The 20,547-nt window shown below is 56.3% G+C and carries 14 protein-coding genes; 9 read left to right on the forward strand and 5 right to left on the reverse strand.

Annotated elements, in window-relative coordinates:
- The first annotated feature begins 178 nt into the window (after positions 1 to 178).
- Both SH678x_RS22550 and SH678x_RS22555 read left to right on the forward strand, forming a co-directional pair.
- Complete coding sequence (locus tag SH678x_RS22550; RefSeq protein ID WP_496920723.1) at positions 179 to 1,201, forward strand: LacI family DNA-binding transcriptional regulator; 1,023 nt, start codon at positions 179 to 181, stop codon at positions 1,199 to 1,201.
- A gap of 91 nt (positions 1,202 to 1,292) precedes the next feature.
- Complete coding sequence (locus SH678x_RS22555) at positions 1,293 to 3,080, forward strand: MFS transporter (protein WP_496920724.1); 1,788 nt, start codon at positions 1,293 to 1,295, stop codon at positions 3,078 to 3,080.
- 7 nt (positions 3,081 to 3,087) lie between these two features.
- Here SH678x_RS22555 and SH678x_RS22560 read toward each other — a convergent pair whose 3' ends face one another.
- On the reverse strand, positions 3,088 to 3,939 hold the full coding sequence (locus tag SH678x_RS22560) for an endonuclease/exonuclease/phosphatase family protein (protein WP_496920725.1): 852 nt from the start codon (positions 3,937 to 3,939) through the stop codon (positions 3,088 to 3,090).
- Between the two features lie 31 nt (positions 3,940 to 3,970).
- Here SH678x_RS22560 and SH678x_RS22565 point away from each other — a divergent pair, with 31 nt between their 5' ends.
- Together SH678x_RS22565 and SH678x_RS22570 are read left to right on the forward strand one after the other, a co-directional pair.
- Entirely contained in the window at positions 3,971 to 5,335 is a 1,365-nt protein-coding gene (locus tag SH678x_RS22565; RefSeq protein ID WP_496920726.1) for a GH1 family beta-glucosidase, read from the forward strand.
- 58 nt (positions 5,336 to 5,393) lie between these two features.
- Positions 5,394 to 6,308 carry an AEC family transporter gene (locus tag SH678x_RS22570; RefSeq protein ID WP_496920727.1) on the forward strand — a complete coding sequence of 305 codons (915 nt, stop codon included), beginning with the start codon at positions 5,394 to 5,396 and terminating at the stop codon, positions 6,306 to 6,308.
- A 7-nt stretch (positions 6,309 to 6,315) separates the two neighbouring features.
- On the opposite strand, the gene bglX is transcribed toward SH678x_RS22570, so the two are convergent.
- Positions 6,316 to 8,592, reverse strand: coding sequence for a beta-glucosidase BglX (gene bglX / locus SH678x_RS22575; protein WP_496920728.1), 2,277 nt, complete (start codon positions 8,590 to 8,592; stop codon positions 6,316 to 6,318).
- Between the two features lie 165 nt (positions 8,593 to 8,757).
- Positions 8,758 to 10,188: a glucoamylase family protein gene (locus SH678x_RS22580; RefSeq protein WP_496920729.1), complete on the reverse strand. Its 1,431-nt coding sequence runs from the start codon at positions 10,186 to 10,188 to the stop codon at positions 8,758 to 8,760.
- A 195-nt stretch (positions 10,189 to 10,383) separates the two neighbouring features.
- Here SH678x_RS22580 and SH678x_RS22585 point away from each other — a divergent pair, with 195 nt between their 5' ends.
- The 5 genes from SH678x_RS22585 (at position 10,384) to SH678x_RS22605 (ending at position 17,913) form a co-directional block, all read left to right on the forward strand.
- The gene (locus tag SH678x_RS22585) at positions 10,384 to 14,052 is read left to right on the forward strand and encodes a GH36-type glycosyl hydrolase domain-containing protein (RefSeq protein WP_496920730.1); all 3,669 of its coding nucleotides are present in this window, start codon (positions 10,384 to 10,386) and stop codon (positions 14,050 to 14,052) included.
- Between the two features lie 54 nt (positions 14,053 to 14,106).
- Positions 14,107 to 16,221, forward strand: a complete 2,115-nt coding sequence (locus SH678x_RS22590) for a dockerin type I domain-containing protein (RefSeq protein ID WP_496920731.1) — start codon at positions 14,107 to 14,109, stop codon at positions 16,219 to 16,221.
- Between the two features lie 84 nt (positions 16,222 to 16,305).
- Positions 16,306 to 17,169, forward strand: coding sequence for a hypothetical protein (locus tag SH678x_RS22595; RefSeq protein WP_496920732.1), 864 nt, complete (start codon positions 16,306 to 16,308; stop codon positions 17,167 to 17,169).
- A 110-nt stretch (positions 17,170 to 17,279) separates the two neighbouring features.
- Positions 17,280 to 17,513 carry a hypothetical protein gene (locus SH678x_RS22600; protein WP_496920733.1) on the forward strand — a complete coding sequence of 78 codons (234 nt, stop codon included), beginning with the start codon at positions 17,280 to 17,282 and terminating at the stop codon, positions 17,511 to 17,513.
- Positions 17,491 to 17,913: a PIN domain-containing protein gene (locus SH678x_RS22605; RefSeq protein WP_496920734.1), complete on the forward strand. Its 423-nt coding sequence runs from the start codon at positions 17,491 to 17,493 to the stop codon at positions 17,911 to 17,913. The genes SH678x_RS22600 and SH678x_RS22605 overlap by 23 nt, the downstream gene beginning before the upstream one ends.
- 41 nt (positions 17,914 to 17,954) lie before the next feature.
- Here SH678x_RS22605 and SH678x_RS22610 read toward each other — a convergent pair whose 3' ends face one another.
- On the reverse strand, positions 17,955 to 19,565 hold the full coding sequence (locus SH678x_RS22610; RefSeq protein WP_496920735.1) for a serine/threonine protein kinase: 1,611 nt from the start codon (positions 19,563 to 19,565) through the stop codon (positions 17,955 to 17,957).
- Positions 19,566 to 19,814: 249 nt separating this feature from the next.
- The gene (locus tag SH678x_RS22615) at positions 19,815 to 20,465 is read right to left on the reverse strand and encodes a hypothetical protein (RefSeq protein ID WP_496920736.1); all 651 of its coding nucleotides are present in this window, start codon (positions 20,463 to 20,465) and stop codon (positions 19,815 to 19,817) included.
- Positions 20,466 to 20,547: the final 82 nt, after the last annotated feature.

Raw genomic sequence — 20,547 nt, forward strand, 5'->3', positions numbered from 1 at the left:
TGTAGTCACCCGACGCTAGCGCGTATCGGCTCATGGCTTCTGCGCAACTGAAAGAATCGCCAATCTTTACCTCGCGAATCGTTGACAGAGCCTGGAAATCCAAGATATTATGCAGTGAAAGCGCTGTCATATTCGATGCCGCTTTTGGGCCTGCCAGGGATTGTCGAAGGAGTGTCTTGTGCCAGTTTCCATCGAAGATGTTGCTCAACGGGCGAATGTTTCGATCAGCACCGTTTCGCGCGTGCTGAATCGACGCAATATCGTCAACGACAAGACACGCAAACGCGTCGAATTGGCCATTCAAGAGCTCAACTATCGGCCTAATGTCTTTGCCCGGGGATTGATGCTCCAGCAAAGCAACATCCTCGGCTTGGTGCTGCCCGACTTGCACGGCGAGTTTTATTCCGAAATCATCCGGGGGGCGAATCTCAAAGCCCACGAACTCGGCTACCAACTGATGGTGTCGTCTGCCGGTGGCAATCACGACGGCAACACGGTGCTCTCGGCGGTTTCCAATCACGGCTTGGTCGACGGCATTGTCGTGATGGTTTCGGATATCGATTCCAAAACCAAGAAGACCTTGGGGCAGGTGATGATTCCCTTCGTCGTGCTCGACGGCCAAGTGGACGGCGTGAAGCACGACAGCGTCGTGATCGATCAACGCCACGGTGCCGAGGCGATGGTCAAACATCTGATCAACGATTGCGGGGCCAAGCGGATTGTGTTCGTCGGCGGCTTGAAAACCAACATCGACACGATCGATCGTTTGGAAGCGTACAAAGATGTCATGCAGCGGGCCTCGCTGCCGGTCCATGACGACGACGTTTATCATTTGGACTTCAGCTACGAAAAAGCCTTCCAACTGGCCAGCAAGCTGGTCGAAGACTGGGCCGACACGAGCGCGTTTGTGTTTGCCGCGAACGACGAAATGGCCGCCGGCATCATCGACGCTGCGATTGAAAAGGGAATTTCCGTTCCCGATCAACTCCGCGTCGTGGGTTTCGACGACACGCGAATCGCTCAAATGACCCGGCCGCGGCTCACCACGGTCCATGTGCCGATGTCGAGCATGGGGGCGCTGGCCGTCGAGGTTTTGTGCCAGCGACTCAAAGATCCGCAGCGCCCACCCACAAAGATGACGCTGCAATCGGACCTAGTTGTGCGCGAATCCTGCGGCTCGGCCACGGCAGAATCGCTGTAGTGTATTGTTCGGGCCGGTGGCTCGGTTCTTGTCTTGTTGCCTTTTCTCAAAATCTTTTCTTTAACACGACCGTCGTTTCCTTAGGAATCACATGGCAAACCCCGAGACAGTCCCTAACCCAGCGGACCGTGTGCCGTGGCATCAACTGATTGCCTACGGTTTGGGCGGTTTGATTCCGATTGCCCTCTTTAACATTGCGGGGCAACTCATTGGTTTGCTGGGTAATATCTCGTTGGGTTTGAGCGCGTTTTTGTTAGGGACCATCTTGATCATTCCCCGACTGTGGGACGCGGTCTCCGATCCAATCATCGGTCACTTTTCGGACAACGTGCAGACCCCCTGGGGCCGACGTCGGCCTTTCATTCTCGTCGGAGGGATCGCGGTCGCGTTGAGTTTTGTCGCCATGTGGTGGGTGCCGCGGGGGGAATGGATTCGCGAAATTTTCCCGAGCGAAGCGGCTTACAACTGGTTTCAATTGGTTTACATTCTCGTGGGTCTGCTGGTGTTCTTCACGGCGTGCAACGTGTTTGAAATCCCGCACGGCGCGCTGGGCATGGAAATGTCGAAGGACTACCACGAGCGCACGAGGCTCTTCAGTGCCAAGAGTTTCTTGGGAAATACGTTTGCGTTGGGAACGCCTTGGCTCATTTTTTTCGCGACGATGGAATTCTTCCGCGGCCCTTCGGGAGATCTCATCGACGGCATGCGGTACGTCTCGATTGCTATCGCGGCCGTTCTGATCCCCATGAGCTATTGGTGGTTCCTGACGCTCAAAGAACCAGGTTTCGAAGGCTCCAAAGATAAGCCTCGCACTGCCTTTTGGGCGGACATGGGCACCGCGGTTGTGAATAAACCCTTTTTGTTGCTCGTGACGTGTGTTTTTACGCTTGCGATGGGGTTCAATTTTGTCGGCAACTTTAACAACTATATTACGATCTTTTACCTGTATGGCGGCGATACCACGGCGGCGAGCAAACTGCTGGGCATCGCCGGCACCACATGGGCCGTCACCGGACTTCTGGCGGTCTTCCCGCTGAACTGGATCAGCAAGCGGATCGGCAAAAGATCAACGTTGCTGATGGCGATTGCCATCATGTGTACGGCACAAATTTCCAAGATTGTGTGCTACGATCCTGCGCATCCCTATCTGGTGCTGATCCCGACCATGCTGCTTTCGGCAGGCATGTTGATGTTTTTCACGCTTGGTTCGTCCATGGTTGGCGACGTTTGCGATCAGGACGAACTGCACACCGGCAGTCGGCGCGAGGGAACCTACTACTCGGTGTTTTGGTGGTTTATCAAAATGGGAACCGCATTTGCCAGTTTTGTTACCGGAGCTTTGTTGCTTTACACAAGCTTCGATGAAAAGCAAAATGTGCAGGTGGAATCCTTGCTGAGCCATCTGGCCGCGGTGGGAAAGGCAACCGAAACCTGGGAAGGCGAGAGTCTGGCAACGCCTCTTCAGCAAGAAGCCATTGAGGGTGAAATTCGCAAGCTGGTCACTAAGTCCGAAGAAACGTTCGGCTATTTTGATCGCAAAAATACGGGGGCGCATCCCACGGATCACACCAAGACGCTGATTACGCGAATGGAGGACATCAACAATCGCGTCTCGCAACTCGCGGCAGATACGGCTTTGCTCGGTAATCGCGAGAAATTGAAAGCGGAACTAAAACAACTTTCAGAATCTGCAGCAACCCTCAAAACCCAGGACCCGGAAACGCTGTTTCGGCTACGCTACGTGGAAATCGGCCTGCCGCTGTTGTTAAGCATCGCATCGGCCTACTTTGCGTGGCGGTATCCTCTCACGGAGGAACGTTGCTACGAAATCAAGCTCGAACTGGAACGCCGTCACGCGGCCGAAACGTCGACGGCCTAGGTTGAGATCACTGCGACTCGTTTAATCGCAACGTAGCCGTCACGGGGAAGTGATCGGAAGGAAACCGTCCCTCACGTTCGGTCTTGATGATCGCGGCGTCGATGACTTGCCATTGCTGGCTCACCAGAATCGCGTCGATCTTGCCACTATTGCTTTTACCTGTGAAGGCATGGAATGTGCCGTCGTTTGCTTGTTGAGGATGAACTTCTGCAAAGCTGTCGCGAAGTCCCACCTCAGCAAGAGGTTCACGCGCCGGATTGTTCGCGTCCACGTTAAAGTCACCCATCACAATCACGGGCTCATTTTTGGCTGCTTCACGCAACTTACTGGCGATTAGTGCGCCGCTTTTGAGTCGCGAGGGCTGTGAAACGTGATCCCAATGGGTGTTGTAGACGCGAATGACTTGGTTATCGGTGCGATCCAGCAAGCGAGCCCACGTGCAAATTCGCGTGATCTCGTTCCCCCAAGACGTCGAGGCACGAACCGTGGGTGTGTCGGAAAGCCAGAATGTTTCGGACTCCAGCACATCGAATCGCTTGCGGTCGTAAACAAGTGGCGAATACTCGCCAGCGCCGTCTTGTTCGCGACCCACCCCTACGGCAGAGTAGTTGGGGAATGCATCCAGAATTTGATCCAATTGATCGCGCTGAGCCTCCTGCATGCCAAGGATTACTGGCTGTTGCTCTCGAATGACGTTAAGGACCATGTCTTGTCGATTCGGCCAAACATTCTCGCCGTCAGGAGCCGTGCCATAGCGGATATTGAAGGTCATCGCCCGAATCGCCTCGCCATCGGCCACGCAGAATTGCGCCAACAACGCTTGTGCAAAGAGCACTGCCACGAACAAAATCTGTTTCACAGTTATTTCCGCCTTAAAAGAAAAGTTCACGATGTCCGATCAGTTGCCCAAGTTTCCCGAAAACTTCACCTGGGGTGCCGCCACCTCGGCCTTTCAAATTGAAGGTGCCGCCCAAGACGACGGCAAAGGCCCGAGCGTGTGGGACAACTTCTGCACGATACCCAATAAGGTGCGCGGTGGCGATACGGGTGCGGTCACTTGCGATCATTATCATCGCTTTCGGGACGATGTCGGTTTGCTCGCTGAGTTGCAAATCCCCGCTTATCGCTTTTCGATTTCCTGGCCGCGCGTGATGCCCCAGGGCTTGGGCGAAGTGAATGCCGCGGGACTCGCCTTTTACGACTCGCTCGTCGACGAATTGCTTGCGAAGGGGATCGAACCTTGGCCGACGCTCTTTCATTGGGATTATCCGCTGCGACTGTACGAAAAAGGGGGCTGGCTCAATCCGGCCAGTCCCGAGTGGTTTGCCGATTACGTGCGCATCGTCGTCGAGCGATTGTCCGACCGCGTGAAGAATTGGTTCACCATTAACGAACCGCAATGCTTTATCCGCTTTGGCCACGGCGACGCCACGAACGCGCCGGGGTTGGTGTTGTCGCTGGCCGATCGTTTGCTGGCCAGTCATCACACGATGCTTGCACATGGCCGTGCCGTGCAAACGATTCGCGCCCATGCAAAGCAGCCTGCGAAGATTGGTTGGGCACCCGTGGGAGTGGCCGCCGTGCCGGCATCATCGAGCGCGGCCGACATTGCCGCTGCCAATCTGGCGATGACCGAAGTGCCGGACATTTTGTGGACGAACACCTGGTACAACGACCCCGTATTTTTCGGCCGCTATCCCGAGGAAGCGGAGCGTGCCTTTGGTGCCGCGATGCCACGTTACACGGCCGAAGAAATGCAGACGATTGCTCAGCCAGTCGATTTTCTCGGGCTGAATATCTACACCGGCACGATTGTCGAAGCCGACGAAGCCAACGGTTACCGCGCGTTGCCATTCCCGGCTTGGGCGATGCGTTCCGCCTTTGATTGGCCGATCATTCCTGAAACCCTTTATTGGTGCCCCAAGTTTCACGCCGAGCGTTATCAAGTCCCGCTCTACATCACCGAGAACGGCATGGCGAACATCGACTGGGTCGATCTCGATGGCCACGTTCACGATCCCCAGCGCATCGATTATCTCCGGCGGTATATCCACCAAGTTGAGCGGGCGATCAACGATGGTGTCGATCTGCGCGGTTATTTTCTGTGGTCGCTGCTCGACAATTTTGAATGGGGCGAGGGCTTTAGCAAACGGTTCGGCTTGGTCCACGTCGATTTCACAACCCAACAACGCACGATCAAAGACTCGGCCAATTGGTATCGCGAATTAATCAAAACCAACGGCGCATCCCTCTAACTAACTTACGTTCATTAGCGCCCATCAGCGTCAATTAGCGGTTATCTCTTAATCCTCCATGGCCGAAGTTCTCACCTCTGTCCTGCCGATCTTCCTGCTGATTCTGCTCGGCTGGGTGTTTAAGCGCAGCGCGCTGCTCGAAGACTATGGCTGGGTTGCGCTCGAGCGGCTCACCTATTACGTGCTGTTTCCTTGCTTGCTCGGTGTGACGCTGGCCGAAGCGGAATTTCACGATTTCGCCATTCGAGGCGTTGCCGGGGCGATCATCCTGGCGATTGCGATCGTCACCGCCGGTTTGCTGGTGGTACGGAAGGTGTTCTTTCCCGATGGGCCGCTCTTCACGAGCGTCTATCAGGGGAGCGTGCGGATGAACACTTACATCGGGCTGTCGATTGCCGCCACGTTTTATGGCGAAGCGGGGCTCGCCGCCGCGGCACTGGCGATTGCGATTATCGTCCCGCTCGTGAATGTGGCCTGCGTGCTGATGCTCGGTTGGTTCGGCAACGCCGCGGGCCAAGGTTTGCGCGGCATGCTCGACGCCTGCTTCAAGAATCCGCTGATCGTGGGGTCGTTTGTCGGTTTAGCTTTGAATGTGACAGGCATCGGCATGCCACCGCTGTTAGGTCCCATGGCCCAGATTCTCGCCGAAGCGGCGTTGCCATTGGGACTATTGGCCGTGGGAGCTGCCTTGCACTTTGAGGCCATCAAGCAAACCGGCGCGATCGTCGTGGTGACGGCGTCGATTAAACTCGTGGTGTTGCCGCTACTGACGTGGGGACTTCTAAAACTGTTCGGCGTAAACGGCGTCGAAGGGGCCGTCGCGATTCTGTTCAACGCACTCCCCACGGCAACGAGCTCTTACATCCTCGCCAGCCAATACGGCGGCGATGCCAAGCTGATGGCCAGCATCATCTCGATCGAAACACTGCTCTCGATGTTGACGCTCTCAGCCGTGCTGGCGTTGTTGATGTAAGCAGGCCTTACTCAACAACCTCGAACGTCCCAGCCAGCGGCGCGATGGAACTGCCGCCCACGTACAGCTCAAATTTGCCGGGCTCGAGGATTTGCTCTTCGTCGTTGTTGTAGAACTTCAGATCATCCGCCGAGATGGCAAATTCCAGCACGTCGCTCTCCCCCGGTTCAAGATGCACGCGCCGAAAGGCCTTCAGCTCGCGCACCGGCCGGGCGATGCTTCCCACGAGATCGCGGATGTAGACCTGCACGACTTCATCGCCGGCAATATCACTGGTGTTCTTGATCGGTACCCGCACGGCGAGCACCTGTCCCGCCTTGAGCTTTTCTGTGGAGAGTTCGACCTTGCCGTACTCGAAGTTGGCGTAAGACAAACCATAGCCGAAGGGGAAGAGTGGATAGGCACCGACGTCGAGATAGTTGGAATTGTAGCCTTGGTCCAAGTCCAACGTTTCATCGTAGGATTTGTCCTTCGCAAAATCGTATTCTCGCGTCGGACGGCCCGTGTTCACATGGTTGTAGTAGAGCGGAATCTGCCCCACGGATTTGGGGAACGTGACCGGCAGCTTGCCCGAAGGGGATTCCTTGCCCCACAGCAGATCCGCGAGCGCGGGCCCCGCCATCGTTCCTGCGTGGAAGGAAAATAGCACCGCGTCAACTTGCTCCACTTCTTTGCCAATCGTCAACGAGCGTCCCGCTTCCACGATCATGACCGTGGGTTTGCCGACCTTGGCGATCGCTTCTACAAGCTCGCCTTGCGCACCGGGCAGATCGAGCAGAGCGCGACTGCGTGCTTCGCCCGAAAGGTTAGCCCGTTCGCCGACGACCAAAATCACCATGTCGGCTTGCTCGGCCGCTTTCACGGCGTCGTCAAAATCTTGCGTGCTGTCATCCAAATCGTCTTTCAAACCGGGGACAAATTTGACTTCGATCTCTTTGCCCGCCGCTTCACGAATTCCAGCCAGTGGCGTGATGCTATCTTCTTCGCGACCATCGGGAATCCAGGTCCCCAGTTGCTCGCGTTTCATGTCGGCGAGTGGTCCGATCACCGCGATCTTCTTGACCTGATCCGCCTTGATGGGAAGCGTGCCGTCGCCATTCTTGAGCATCACCACCGATTGCCGTGCGATTGCGCGGGACGATTCCAAATGCGACTTATCGAGCAGCACTGAAGGCTTCTTTGCATCGACATAAGGATCTTCAAACAAACCGAGTTGGAACTTCACGCGCAGAATCTCTTTCACGAGTTCATCGACGACGCTTTCGGGGACGACATTCGTTTTGACAAGTTCCACCAAATGATTGTGAAACGTGAGGCTCGTCATTTCCATATTCACACCCGCGAGTGCTGCTTGAATGGCGGCTTCGCGTTCGTCGGCAGCAAAACCGTGGGGAATCATTTCACGCACCGATTCCCAGTCGCTCACGACAAAACCCCGAAAGCCCCATTCGCCGCGCAATACGTCTCGCAATAAATACGTGTGCCCCGTCATGGGAACACCGTTCAGATCATTGAACGCACTCATCAACGTGGCCACGCCGGCATCGACCGCCGCGCGGAAGGGGGGGAGATAGACGTTTCGCAACAGCGAGGGCGAAATCACCGTCGTGTTGTAATCGCGGCCCCCCTCGGCGGCACCGTAGCCGACGAAATGTTTCACACAGGCAGCGATCCGGTCGTTACTAGCCAGATCATCGCCTTGATAGCCACGCACCGAAGCGGCCGACAAAGCACTGGCGAGCAAAGGATCTTCGCCAAAGCTTTCAGCAATGCGTCCCCAACGCGGATCGCGCGAGATGTCGACCATCGGGGCGAACGTCCAATGAATTCCCACCGAGCGAGCTTCCTTGGCGGCGACCGCACAACCTTCTTCCACCAACTCGGGGTTCCAGCTTGCCGCCTGACCCAACGGAATCGGAAAAATCGTGCGATAACCATGAATCACGTCGCGGCCAATGATCAGCGGAATTCCTAAGCGACTGTCTTCCACCGCCACGCGCTGAAATTCATTGACTGTTTCGATGTTGATTTCGTTGAGAATCGAACCAAGTTGGCCGTTGCGAATCAATTGATAGAGTTCGCTGCCAGCCACAACATTCTTGGCATCGCCCGTCGCTGCACCGCCGATGCCGTTGGTCTGTCGCAGCTGCCCGACCTTCTCTTCGAGCGTCATTTGCGAGAGCAGCTCTTCCAATCGCTCGTCGAGATCGAGCTTTTCATCAAGCCAAATCTTGTCCACGGCAACCGTGTCCGCGGCCAACAGCGAGGGAAGGGATACAAGCATGCCCCAGCACAGTAAGGCAGTCGCTAGAGAAAAGATACCAACACGCGAACGAAACGAAGTCTGCTTAGCCAAAGTCATTGCTGTTCCAAATCACGAAGAAAAAAGTTGCCGCCCTAAAGAAGTTCTATTTTGCAGAATAGTCCCGCTGGCTGGCAACCGATAGGGTCACTTCTCGGGAAACAGTTTCAGCTTTTCGCAAGCACGTTTGGCGTATTCGTGCTCCATGAATAATTTCCAAATCAGGCCCGTGCGAGCATTCTCAATCGCGAGAATCATCGGCCCCACGTCGATGGCCACGTTGTCGTCGCAGGCCACTTGCTGGTCGAGATTGAAACTATCAGCAAAGGCATACCCCCCCTGCGCAGGGTCACGCCATACCAAAGGCCGACCATCTTCGCGCTTCAAATCGCGAAACGCGCGCAGGGCAGCCATCGTTTCCTGGGGCGTGAACATGATCGAGCAGCCGGCGGCGTAAGGGGCCACGGTCCCCATCTTCAAATCATCGTTATTGCGAATGTTGGGTTTCAATTCTTGCACGATGTAATCCCAACCCGGACGCTGTCCTGCTTGCCCCATGCAGGGGCTCAGCCCCCAGCGATCTTCTGCGAACGTGCGATATTCTTTCGCCAAATCGATGCAAGCTTGGCGATGCGCGAGCGTCCCGCGCCGGGAATTCTCGAACCAATCGACCCGCGGGCCCTTGCCGCCGAATTGCTCGGGATTGTCCGCCGGCATGTCGCGGTAATCGATATAGCAATGGCTGAAGAAATAGGTGAACAGCAGGCCGTTCCACGACATCACGAACGGGGGCATATCTTTGAGCTGTCCCAGGTGGCGTTCCAGCTTGTAATAGCTGGTGGGCGAAATCGCAAATTCCTCGGTGGGTGCACCGACGGCCATGAAATAAATGATCCGCTCTTCATCGGTGGCCAAATGCCATTCGAGCGACATGTATTCCCCTTCGCCCCCCAACCGTGAACGGTCGTGGGGCTTCCAGGCAAACGTCAGCAAACCGCTGTCGGTGCGCTGATAGTCTTTCCAATTCGTTTCTTTGGCAAATTTATCGATGATCTGGGCCACTTCGCCCTTGAAGTAGCTCGCCGCAGGCAAGGCACCCGCCAAGAACAGAGCGTGATCGACCGTGCTGATCTCATTATCCCAGGGACGATAGATATTGCCGTCGTCAGCGCTCACGAAGTGCAGGAACACGCCGTTACGGCGGTTCTCAGGGGCGTCACGAAGTGTCCGCAAGATCGTGAGGGCCCGGTTTTCCGCTTCTTCGCGCGAAATCCAGCCCCGCTCGACGCCGATGGGGAGTGACGACAACTGGAAACCAATGCCCGCCAAACTGGCGACAGCGGCCGTCCGGCGATCCTTAGCTAGGCGTCCCGGCGCACCCACTTCGTTCCACAAATAATTGAAGCAACCCCGTTGAATCTGCTCGAGCAGCTGCTCATCGCTTTCAGAGAAATCGTAATCTGGAGTTTCATTACGGCTGATTGTTATCGGTGGGGTGGTCTCGGCGTAGTTAGGGGCAAGGGAAAAGCAACCACACCAAAAACACAGAAAAACACTCTGAAAACGATTGAAAAACATGCGGAAATCCCGGTGACAAAGTCTGGACGAAAAGGGAAATCGTAGGTTAAAATGACTTGAAAGCGCTGTCAATGTTTTCGCTCTTCAGCTCGCCTTCTTCACACTTCTCCGAAGCTGCTTTCAGAAGACAGCTGCTTTCAAAAAGCAAAAACGCGCTCTTGGAACAATTTGTAGGCAATTCTTCCGTTGGTTTCGATGAAAACAAACACACTCCCCACTCACAGCTGTGAAGTCGCTCGATTTGGTCGGGGCTGCCTTGATCAATCCCCCACGCCTCTGCAGCTTCTCACGAACGGACAGCTGGTCACGCTGCTAACGGCCTCAGGTACAGGTTATACGAATTTTGCTAAGCAGGCGATCACCCGCTGGAAATCCGATATTTCGGCCGATTCGTTGGGCTACTTTTTCTATCTCCGCGATCTGGAAAGCAACGAATTTTGGTCGCTGGGCTATCAACCCACCTGCCAAGAGCCAACCGAATATGATTTTTCGCTCACCCCGGGCACGGCTTCTGTCACGCGGAGTCAGCAAGATATTTCAGCTCGGCTGGATGTTTGCATTCACGAAGAATGGGACATTGAACTCCGTCGCTGCACGCTGACCAACAACGGCACGACCACCCGTTCGATTGAGCTCACCAGCTACGCCGAGTTGGTTCTGCAAGATCCGGTGGGCGACCAAGCGCATCCTGGTTTCTCGAAGATCTTTGTCGAAACGTCGCGTACCGATTCGGGCATTTTGCTAGCCCACCGCCGACCACGCCGCAATGGCGAGCAAACGCTCTCGGCCTGTCATTTCTTGGTTCACGATGGCGAAGCCGTCGGGGTGAGCGAATTTGAAACCGACCGCAACCGCTTCATTGGTCGTGGGCGATCTCTCCGTTCACCAGCGGCCCTAAACAGCTCACGCCCGCTCAACGGGACGTTGGGCAGCGTGCTTGATCCCGTCTTCAGCTTGCGAACTGTCTTGATTTTGCCCCCCATGGCGAGCGTTACCGTCATCTTTGGCCTGGGTGCCGGATACGATCAGACACAAGTGATTCGTACCGCCGAACAACTCAACACACTCTCCGAATGCGATCGCGCGTTTGAGCGGGCCGATGCCGCCACGCAAGAACGTCTGCTGCAAGAAGGCTTGAATGCCGCGGACCTCAAGCCGTTGCTGACCAAGGCGACTCAACAGCTTTACGGTCTCGCTTGTTCCAAGAGCGCCGCGCACGAAACCAATGGCAACGGCGCCGCGCACAATGGTCACGCCCATGCTGCGATCGACGACGAAGCCGCAACCAGCTTCCTCGCGCTGTACCACATCAAGCCGCTTCCCAGCTATGTCCATGGAATAGCGCCCACGACTACCAAGCGTGTTCCTACGGTCGAGAAACCGCGCAACAAACAAACAGCCCAGCAGACTCAGAACGAATCGCTGGAATTCGCCAACGGCTTCGGCGGCTTTGCCGAGCAGGGCCGCGAGTACGTGATTCGCCTCGAACCCAACGCGCAGGGCGATTTGCAGTTGCCGCCCGTCCCTTGGAACAACGTCATTTGCAGCGAATCGCTCGGCTTCATCGCTTCGGAAACAGGGGCCGGCAACACCTGGGCCAGCAACAGCCGCTTGAATCGCTTGACCCCTTGGCAGAACGATCCGGTTCTCGATCCTCATAGCGAAGCGATTTATTTGCGTGATCGCGACAGCGGCGAATTCTGGTCGCTCGCACCCGGGCCGGTTCCCCAAAACGTGTCGTATGAAGTTCGCCACGGTTGGGGTTACACGATCTATCGCCATGAAAGCCAAGGATTGTCTCAGGAACTCACGCAGTTCGTGCCGCGCGTCGAGCCGGTGAAGATCAACCGCATTGTGATCACCAACAATGGCGATCAACCGCGCCGCTTGAGCTTGTATGGCTACGTGCAATGGGAACTCGGCGAAGGGTTGAACTTCACGCAGTTCGCGACGAAGACTACGCTGAGCCCCAATCAGCAAGCCGTGTTCGCGACGAATTCCGCTCGCGGCGAATTTTCTTCAGCCGTCGCGTTTGCCGCTTTGGCGGGTGCTCCGGGTCAATGCCACCTCACGGCAGATCGCACCGAATTCCTCGGCCTGCAAGGCAGCACCGCCGCGCCACGAGCAGTCGCTTCCGGCGAGCAGCTTCGCGGTCACTCGGGGAGTGATCTCGATCAATGTGCGGCGTTGCAATCCGACTTCGTGATCGAGCCCGGCCAAACCGTCCGATTGAGTGTCTTACTTGGCGAGACCGATTCCACGGAGCAAGCCGGTGAGATTATCACCAAGTACCAGACTCCACGAACTGTGAATGACGCCCTCGCCGAAGTGCAAAACTATTGGCGTGAACTTAACGGTGCGTTGCAAATCGAAACCCCCAGCCGTGAGATCGATTTGATGATCAACGGTTGGTTGCCGTATCAAAACATCAGCTGCCGGTTCTGGGGCCGCACGTCGCCGCAACAATCGGGCGGTGCTTATGGCTTCCGCGATCAGTTGCAGGACGTTTCGTCACTCATATTTCATCGGCCCGACTTCACGCGGCAGCAAATCCTGCGGAATGCCTCGCATCAGTTCGTCGAAGGGGACGTACTCCACTGGTGGCATCCGCCGCTAAGCAAGGGCATCCGTACGATCTTCGCCGACGACTTGTTGTGGATGCCGTTGGTGGCCTGCGAATACGTCAATTCCACCGGCGACGAAGCGATCTGGAACGAGCAAGCTCGCTTCCTCACCGCCGAGCAAGTTCCTGCCGGGGAGGCTGAGATTTTTCTTACACCCCAGGATTCCGGTCAAAGCGGTTCGCTCTACGAGCATTGCTGCCGAGCGCTGGATCGCGGGCTCACGCGCGGTCGTAACGGCCTACCTCTGATGGGCTGCGGCGACTGGAACGACGGCATGAATCGCGTCGGCCAGGGCGGTACGGGCGAAAGCGTGTGGATGGGGTTCTTTATCGATTACATCCTCGAACGGATGCTCCCTGTCTGTGCCCAGCACGGCGACCAGGAACGGGTCGAGCGCTACTCAGCCTATCGCGAGCAGTTGCGGATCGCCTTGGAAGAAGCCGGCTGGGACGGCAATTGGTATCGCCGCGCATACTTCGATGACGGCACACCACTCGGCACGGCCAGTGGCGACGAATGCCAGATCGACGCCCTCGTGCAAGCTTGGGCCGCGCTATCGGGCGCTGTGGCCCCTGAAAGGATTGCCAAGGCACTCGCTTCGGCGGATGAACGACTTGTCGACCGCGAAGCCGGCATCATTCGTCTGTTGCATCCGGCCTTCAACAAGATGCCCCAAGACCCTGGCTACATCAAAGGCTATTTGCCTGGCGTGCGCGAAAACGGTGGCCAGTACACCCACGGCGTGCTCTGGCTGATTCGAGCCATGGCAGAATGGGACATGGGAACGAGAGCTTGCGAGCTGTTGGAAATGCTCTCCCCCGTGAGCCACGGCAATTCGCCGGAAGCCGTCGACATCTACAAAGCGGAGCCCTACGTGGTCGCCGCCGACGTCTATGGCAGTGCTCCTCACGCCGGCCGTGCGGGCTGGTCGTGGTACACCGGCTCGGCGGGATGGATGTTCCGCGTGGCCGTGGAATCGCTCCTGGGCCTGCATCTCGAGCAAGGCACGCATCTGAGGATCGACCCGTCCATTTCCAGCGACTGGCCGGAATGCAAGATTCGCTATCGTGTCGACGACAAACGCACGATCTACGCAATTACGATACGCAATCCCAACGGCGAGCAACGGGGCGTGAAGTCGGCCAGCTGCGACGGCCAACAGATTGTGGTCGACCACAAAGGGGCGCATATCCCCATGGTCCATGATGGACTCACCCATCACGTCATCGTAGAGTTGTAAGAGAGGCAGATATTAGACGGCGTACCGCCGTTCTTTTCTTTGAGGCGGAACAGCATGAATGGGCATTTCAACAGTTGGCTGAAGGCATGCTGCTTGGCCTGCGCGTTAGCTTGGGCATTTGGTGGGAATCTGACCGCCGGGGACTTGGGCTTGGTTCCCTTGTTCGACGGCGAACGCTCCGACAACCTCAATCTCTGGGGTGGTCCGTTCAACAGCGGCAACATCACCAGTTTCACCAAGCAATCCTCAGTTGTCCGCACAGGCACGAGCGCCTATCAAGCCAATTTGGGCTCGATTCCGGCTGACGGCTTCCGTTTCTTTCAAACCTTTTCGAGCGCGGTGAACGGCACACCGGGCTACCGCCAAGACCGCGATCTCACACAGTATCAGACGCTGGAAGGCTACGTTCGCAACACCACGACCACCCCGCTCACGTTTTCCTTGGAGCTTAAGGATTACCGCGATTCCGGTAGCCACAGTGCTCGTCGCAGTTACACAATCCCAGCGGGCGGCTGGACCAAGATCGATGCCCCGCTCGATCTGGGCTCGGGTTGGAGTGTCAACGGCTCCCCCGATTTGAAGCGGACTTTCGCGCTTGGTTTTCTGGTTGATGCCGATTTCGGCGCCACCAGTGGCTCGTTGTACCTCGACGATTTTTCGTTGCGCGAGAACGGCCCGAGCATCGATCCCGCGACCGCGCCGATCGACGTCGTCGTCGAGCGTTTGGCCAAGCGACAATTTAACGGCCTGTGGGCAGCCCGCAACAAAACGACCGGTCTTGTTCCCAATACGTCCGACGACGTGATCACCGGCGCGCTCAACACCACCACGGGTGTGGTTTGGTCGCTCCCCGGCGCAATCCGCCGCGGTTGGGTCACGCAAGCCGAAGCCGACAGCTATATGGGGACGCTGGTCAATTCGCTTAACACGAATCGCAACCAGACGACCTATTTGCCGACGCGGTTTCTAAATCTCGCCACTGCGGCCCCTCAAGGGGGTGAAGAATCTTCGGTCGATGCCGCGTTTATTGCCCTCGCGCTGCACAATTATAAATCGCAAACGGCCACCCCCGCACCGCTGCGCGATGCAATCGATACCTTGCAGAATCGTTTTAACTTCGCTGCCTTTAACACCTCCGGCGCGTTCCGCATGGCCTACAGCGCCCAAAACGGCTTGAGTGGCAACACCTACGCTGGTTACACCAACGAAAACAAAGTCGTCGCGATGGCCGCCGAAGTGTCGGACGCCCATCACGTTCCTTTGGAGAATCAATGGAATAAAGACACCGGCCGCACGCTCGACTATCTCAACGATCCGACGCAAAAATATTTGGTGTACTCGTTCAGCGATGATTACCGCGCCCCATTTGCACAGGCGTTGATCAATCTGTTCGTCGACACCTCGGAACGTGGAGTCGATACTTACTCGAATCGCAATTTGGCCCGCAACCCGTGGACAAACTTCGTGAAGTATCACGCCGACGTCGCCGCGGAACTCGCAGAGCAGGGCCGGCCTTACTTTTTCCAGCCCGATGCCGCGCGTGGAGGAGGGGGGTACGAGGCCTTCAATATGTGGGAGGACTATGGCCAACCCAATCTGTTCATGCCTTGGAGCGTTTCCTTCGCCTTGATGGCCGGCGCGGAGAATTCGGAAGATGCCTTGCGGTACTTATTGGATAACGGACTCGGTGGCGGGCTCGATGGCCCGCTCGGCTTGGCGGATTCCGCTCAATGGGCCACAGGGGCCAGCGATCCCACGCAAGTTCCTTCGCTGGCCGACAACTGGAACGTGACTTTGTCGACGCTGGCTTTGATGGAATTTCTGGATCGCTATCAAGGCGTGGAAAGTGGCAGCCAATTCTTTTCCTCGCTCTCGGAAGTGGACACCGCCCTGGATGGTGTCTTTCGAATGGGCGACTTCAACGGCAATGGCGTGACCAATTCCACTGATTTGGCGATCTGGCAGAATAATTTCGGCACGGCGCACAGTGCAACGCCAGCCATGGGTGATGCCGACGGCGATGGCGACGTCGATGGCCGTGATTTTCTGATGTGGCAACGTGGCTACAACGGTTCGGTCGGCCTGCTAGAAGGTGTTTCCGTACCCGAGCCGGCGACTGGATTGCTACTACTCTTGAGCCTTGCGGGCTTGGCACTACGACGTTCTTAAGGCGTTACTCGGACTCGTTTTCTAGATTTTCCGCTGGTTAACGTGTCTTATTTTGGCTAGCGGTCGATTTGCTATAATCTCCGCATGGTGCGTATTATCCTTGTTTCGATGATCTCTCTGACGATGGCTCACGTCGTCGTTGCCCGTTCGCCCGACGAACTGCCGAACTCGCCAATTCCACCGCTGTACGAGAAAGTACAGCAAACAGCACCAGCAGCCGCTTTGCCCATGCAGTTGGACATGACGGTGCGACGAACGCAACACGCGTATCCGCTACCTTTCACCGCCAATCCCGCGCAATCGCAAACCAAGAAAAACATGGCCGCGGGCTTCGGTCCCGAGAAACTGGCAATCTGGACCAGCGCTGAAATGCACGAAGCAAGAGCAGCTATCGAAGAATTCTGCCGTTTGTCTGCGCGAACCAGCCCCGCCGAAGGGGAGCAGTTTCTTGAACAACTCGCGACACTCACTCCTCACGAGCTCCGCGATTGGCTCGGCCGTTTCCAAGAACGACGCCTAGGATTGGAACTGCAATTGGAAGCCGAGCAACTCGCGCGGCAACTGATGCTCTCCCACGCACTTTCCCGGCAAGAAGCCATGCGGCAAGCGTACGAAAACATCAAATACTTGCGCAGCCAAGCAACCGAGACGGGCGAACCCTCGTATATGGATCAGCAAGCACAGCGTCTGCGAGCCGGGCGAATCATGCAGGGACAAGTGGCAGTCGCTGCCTGTGAAGAATACGATCCCCTGGACGCGACGACCGATCCCATGAATCCGCGCGGTTATCGCAGGCAAGTGGCGGGGGCAATGACTCTGCCCGGCGATCTGTCGCGCAGCGACCCCAGGAACACCATGCGCCATGCCGCGGATTACGGCGAATGGGCCACGAGCCGAGATGCTCAGCCGCCAGAGGAAACGATGCTTGAAGATCTCGGATCAGAGTAGCAATTTCCGCCAAATGTCTCTTGGAAGCGTTGATCGGGACAGATAAGAGTAGCCTCGGCCAAAATTGTTGGCCATAATTGCAGAGAGGCATGTTTCTCGGAATTAATCCCATGAGCCAATTCGAAACATCAAGTACCGTTAGCAGCCAAGGTGAAATCCACCTTGTGGGTGTGCCCTTTACGCCCGGGACCGAAGTGGAAGTTGTGATCAGTTCCAAATCTGATACGCCCGATGGCAGCAAACATCTGTCGTCCTTATTTGCTGCATTAGACAGCGCTCGCAACACACAACCCATCGGCCAACTCCGCCGTGAAGACTTCTATGACCGCAATGGTATTCGTTGATACGAACGTGCTGCTTTACGCCGCGTCCAATGCCACTGCCGATCGCGAGAAGCGAGAAATTGCTCGTCAAGTTTTAGCCGACTCAGGAATTCATTTCTCGGCGCAAGTGTTACAAGAATTCTACGTCGCCGCGGTAACGAAGCAGCGTCTGGAAATGACTCATGACGAAGCGTTGGCCGTACTCAAATCACTCGCAGCGTTTCCCATTCAATCGGTGACGAGTGACCTCGTTATGGAGGCAATTCAAGTCAAGCAGCGATTCGGAATATCTTACTGGGATGCGGCCATTCTTGTCGCGGCGAAGCAATTGGGCTGCAGTACTGTTTACAGTGAAGACCTCAACAACGGTCAAGAATATGCAGGCGTGAAAGTTGTGATTCCGTTTGCTGTACACAAATAGTTGTAACCTTGCTCGAAATACGACGTTTCGCTATTCGTCAATCAATTCTCGCCAACCAGACGATTGAGTTGTGCTCGTGCTTGATCGATTAGTGGCTGTAGCTGGCGATTGTCTTGGTACGATTCGAGAATGCTTTCTAGTTTCTGCCGTGCCCGCAGGAGCTTTCCTTCTGCAATGAGTTGCTTGGCTTCGTTGAGACTTTCCTGGACGAATTCCTGTTGGCTTTTGCCTGCGTCGGGGTCGCGTTTGAAGGTTTGAATCCGTCGCCGAGCCAGACCAGCATACGCCCGATCGAATTCGTCTTCACTTTTCTCGAACAAAACATTCAACGCATCGTATTTTTGCCATGCTGTGAAGCGATCCCCATTTGTATCGAGTTCCCACGCTTCGAGGTACAATCGCTCGGCTTCGCTTTCGGGCAGATGTCCCGTATTTTGGTTCATCCGCGCCCGCGTTTCTGCGCGGTACATCGTGTACTTTTCTTGAAAGCGATCGATCTCGGGTTTGAACTCCGTCTCCGGATAATTTTCCATCAGCACGGGAATCAGGTTCTGTGCTTGCCGCCAATCAACGACATCTTCGGAAGCAATCAGCGGTTCGAGTTGGGCGATCAGTTTCTGTTCACTGGGGGGTTGGAGCGCCCAGATGCCACCGATGGCCAGCAGCACCAGGCACATCCCCAAAAACCACACCCGCTCGTAGAACGGGCTGTGATCGCGCTCCTTGGGCTGCATGTGCTTTTTCAATCGCACGATTTCGCTGCGGTCGGTGTCGACTTGCAGCATCCCTCTGCGCCCCGACAGCATTTGCTGCGTGGCACTAACTCCCTTGGTGACTTTTTCCTTCGCCATGAGAATCGCACGATGAGCTTCCTCGGCCGAAGAAAGTCGTTCGGCCCTTTTCACGGCGAGCAACTTGGCGGTCAGCAAGTCGAGCCACACGGGGCAGTCGAGTTCTTTGGCCGACACGCGCGGCGCATCGCCATCGCGACGTGCTTGCACCAGCTCCGCAGGGGAATTGGCTTTCCACGGCAAGTCGCCGGACAGGCATTCGTAAAGAATCACGCCGACGCTGAATAAATCAGCCGGTGGAAGTGCGGCGGATTGTTTGCCGCGGAATTCCTCGGGAGCCAAATAATTCGCCACCGACATCGGCACACGCAAACCGAGCACGTCGTCCTTGTCGGCCCACGCGCAATCAAAGCCGCAGATCTTCACTTCGCCCGTGGGCTGAATGATGACCCGCGAAGGGGTCAGTCTCTGATGCACGTAACCGAACTGATGAGCGTGCTTGAGCGCCAAACAGATGCTGTCGACAATCTCGACCGCCAACTCCCACGGCAATTTCCCTCGCCGATCCAAAAGATCGCGGAGCGATTCGCCTTTGACCAGCTCCAGGGCCAGATAAGGCTGCCCCTCTTCGATCGCGCCCCCCAGGCAGCGGACGATATTGGGATGCACGAGCCGCTGCAAGCGTTTGACGTCGGCGGAAAAAGCGTTCCCCGCCATGGGGCGATTCACTAAGCCCAAGGGCAATAGCTTGACGGCCATCGAGGCTTTGCGCTCGAGATGCAGACCGCGCAGCACGTTGCCGCCTCCCTCGTGATCGAGAGATTCCTCTAAGGCGAACGGGCCGATCCGCGATCTTTGCATGAACTTTCGCTTTGCCGAGAGGTAACGGTGCAGGCGGATCGCGAACCACGCCGACGTGCGGATGGCGTTCGAATCGTACCGTTCTCTCGCATCTTGAGGACTCGGGAGCTTCTCTGTTCCGAGTCAAGAAAGCGCTGGCTCGCTAGGTTCCATTGTAACCGGGTTGCCACGCGTCGCAATTCAAACTTCAGCGAGCCGGGTCGTCACGACCCCGACAAACACCGGCATCGGGACGATGCCGGCTAACAATCACGCTGGTGTTGGAGCATCAGCAGGCACTTCTGGGGGTTCTGGCTTACCGTTGGTTATCAGCGCGGGGTCGATATTGGCTTCCACTTTGCGCAGAATTTGCCGCGTCGGGTCGCGTTGAAAATAGAAATCGTCGATCCGAATGCGATCAGTCCCCGCGTCGGTTTTGTAACTCACAAAGGCAATACCTTTGTTCTGCCACTTCTTTTTGTTGAGCTCCGTGATGTTGGCATAGGTCGTCTCTCGGCCGGACTTGTCGCGCAAGTGGTTTTCGTCGCACTCGATCCAACGCCGAAACATAAACGCAAAGCGAGACAGAAATCCAAGTGCGGCCAGCCCCGCCGCACCGGCGTAATAGAACTGCTCGTTAATCTTCACTACGGCGAGAGGTTTGTTCGTGTCGGCATCAAGAGGATTTCCTTCTGGCCAATTATTCTCACGTGCGTATTCATTCCATTTATTCACGCGATCGAGCTCGTCCAGAGCGGCGTTCTCTTCCATGAATTTTTCGTAGGCAAAACCACGTTCCCGCTGAGCAGGATAACCGACGAAGCCGTCGTAAAGGAAATACGCCCCGCCGAAGGCGCAGAACAGCCCCACTAGGCCGAGCCGCATGAGATAGCCACGACTAACATCCGCGCGTATGGTCATCGAAAAAAGCCTCCGAAGAAAAGATTCTGTACGAATCTTCGATTGTAACGCACGCCCGCCCCGACTGGAGCGCTCCCACGAA

The organism is Bythopirellula superficialaquae, from assembly GCF_059632245.1.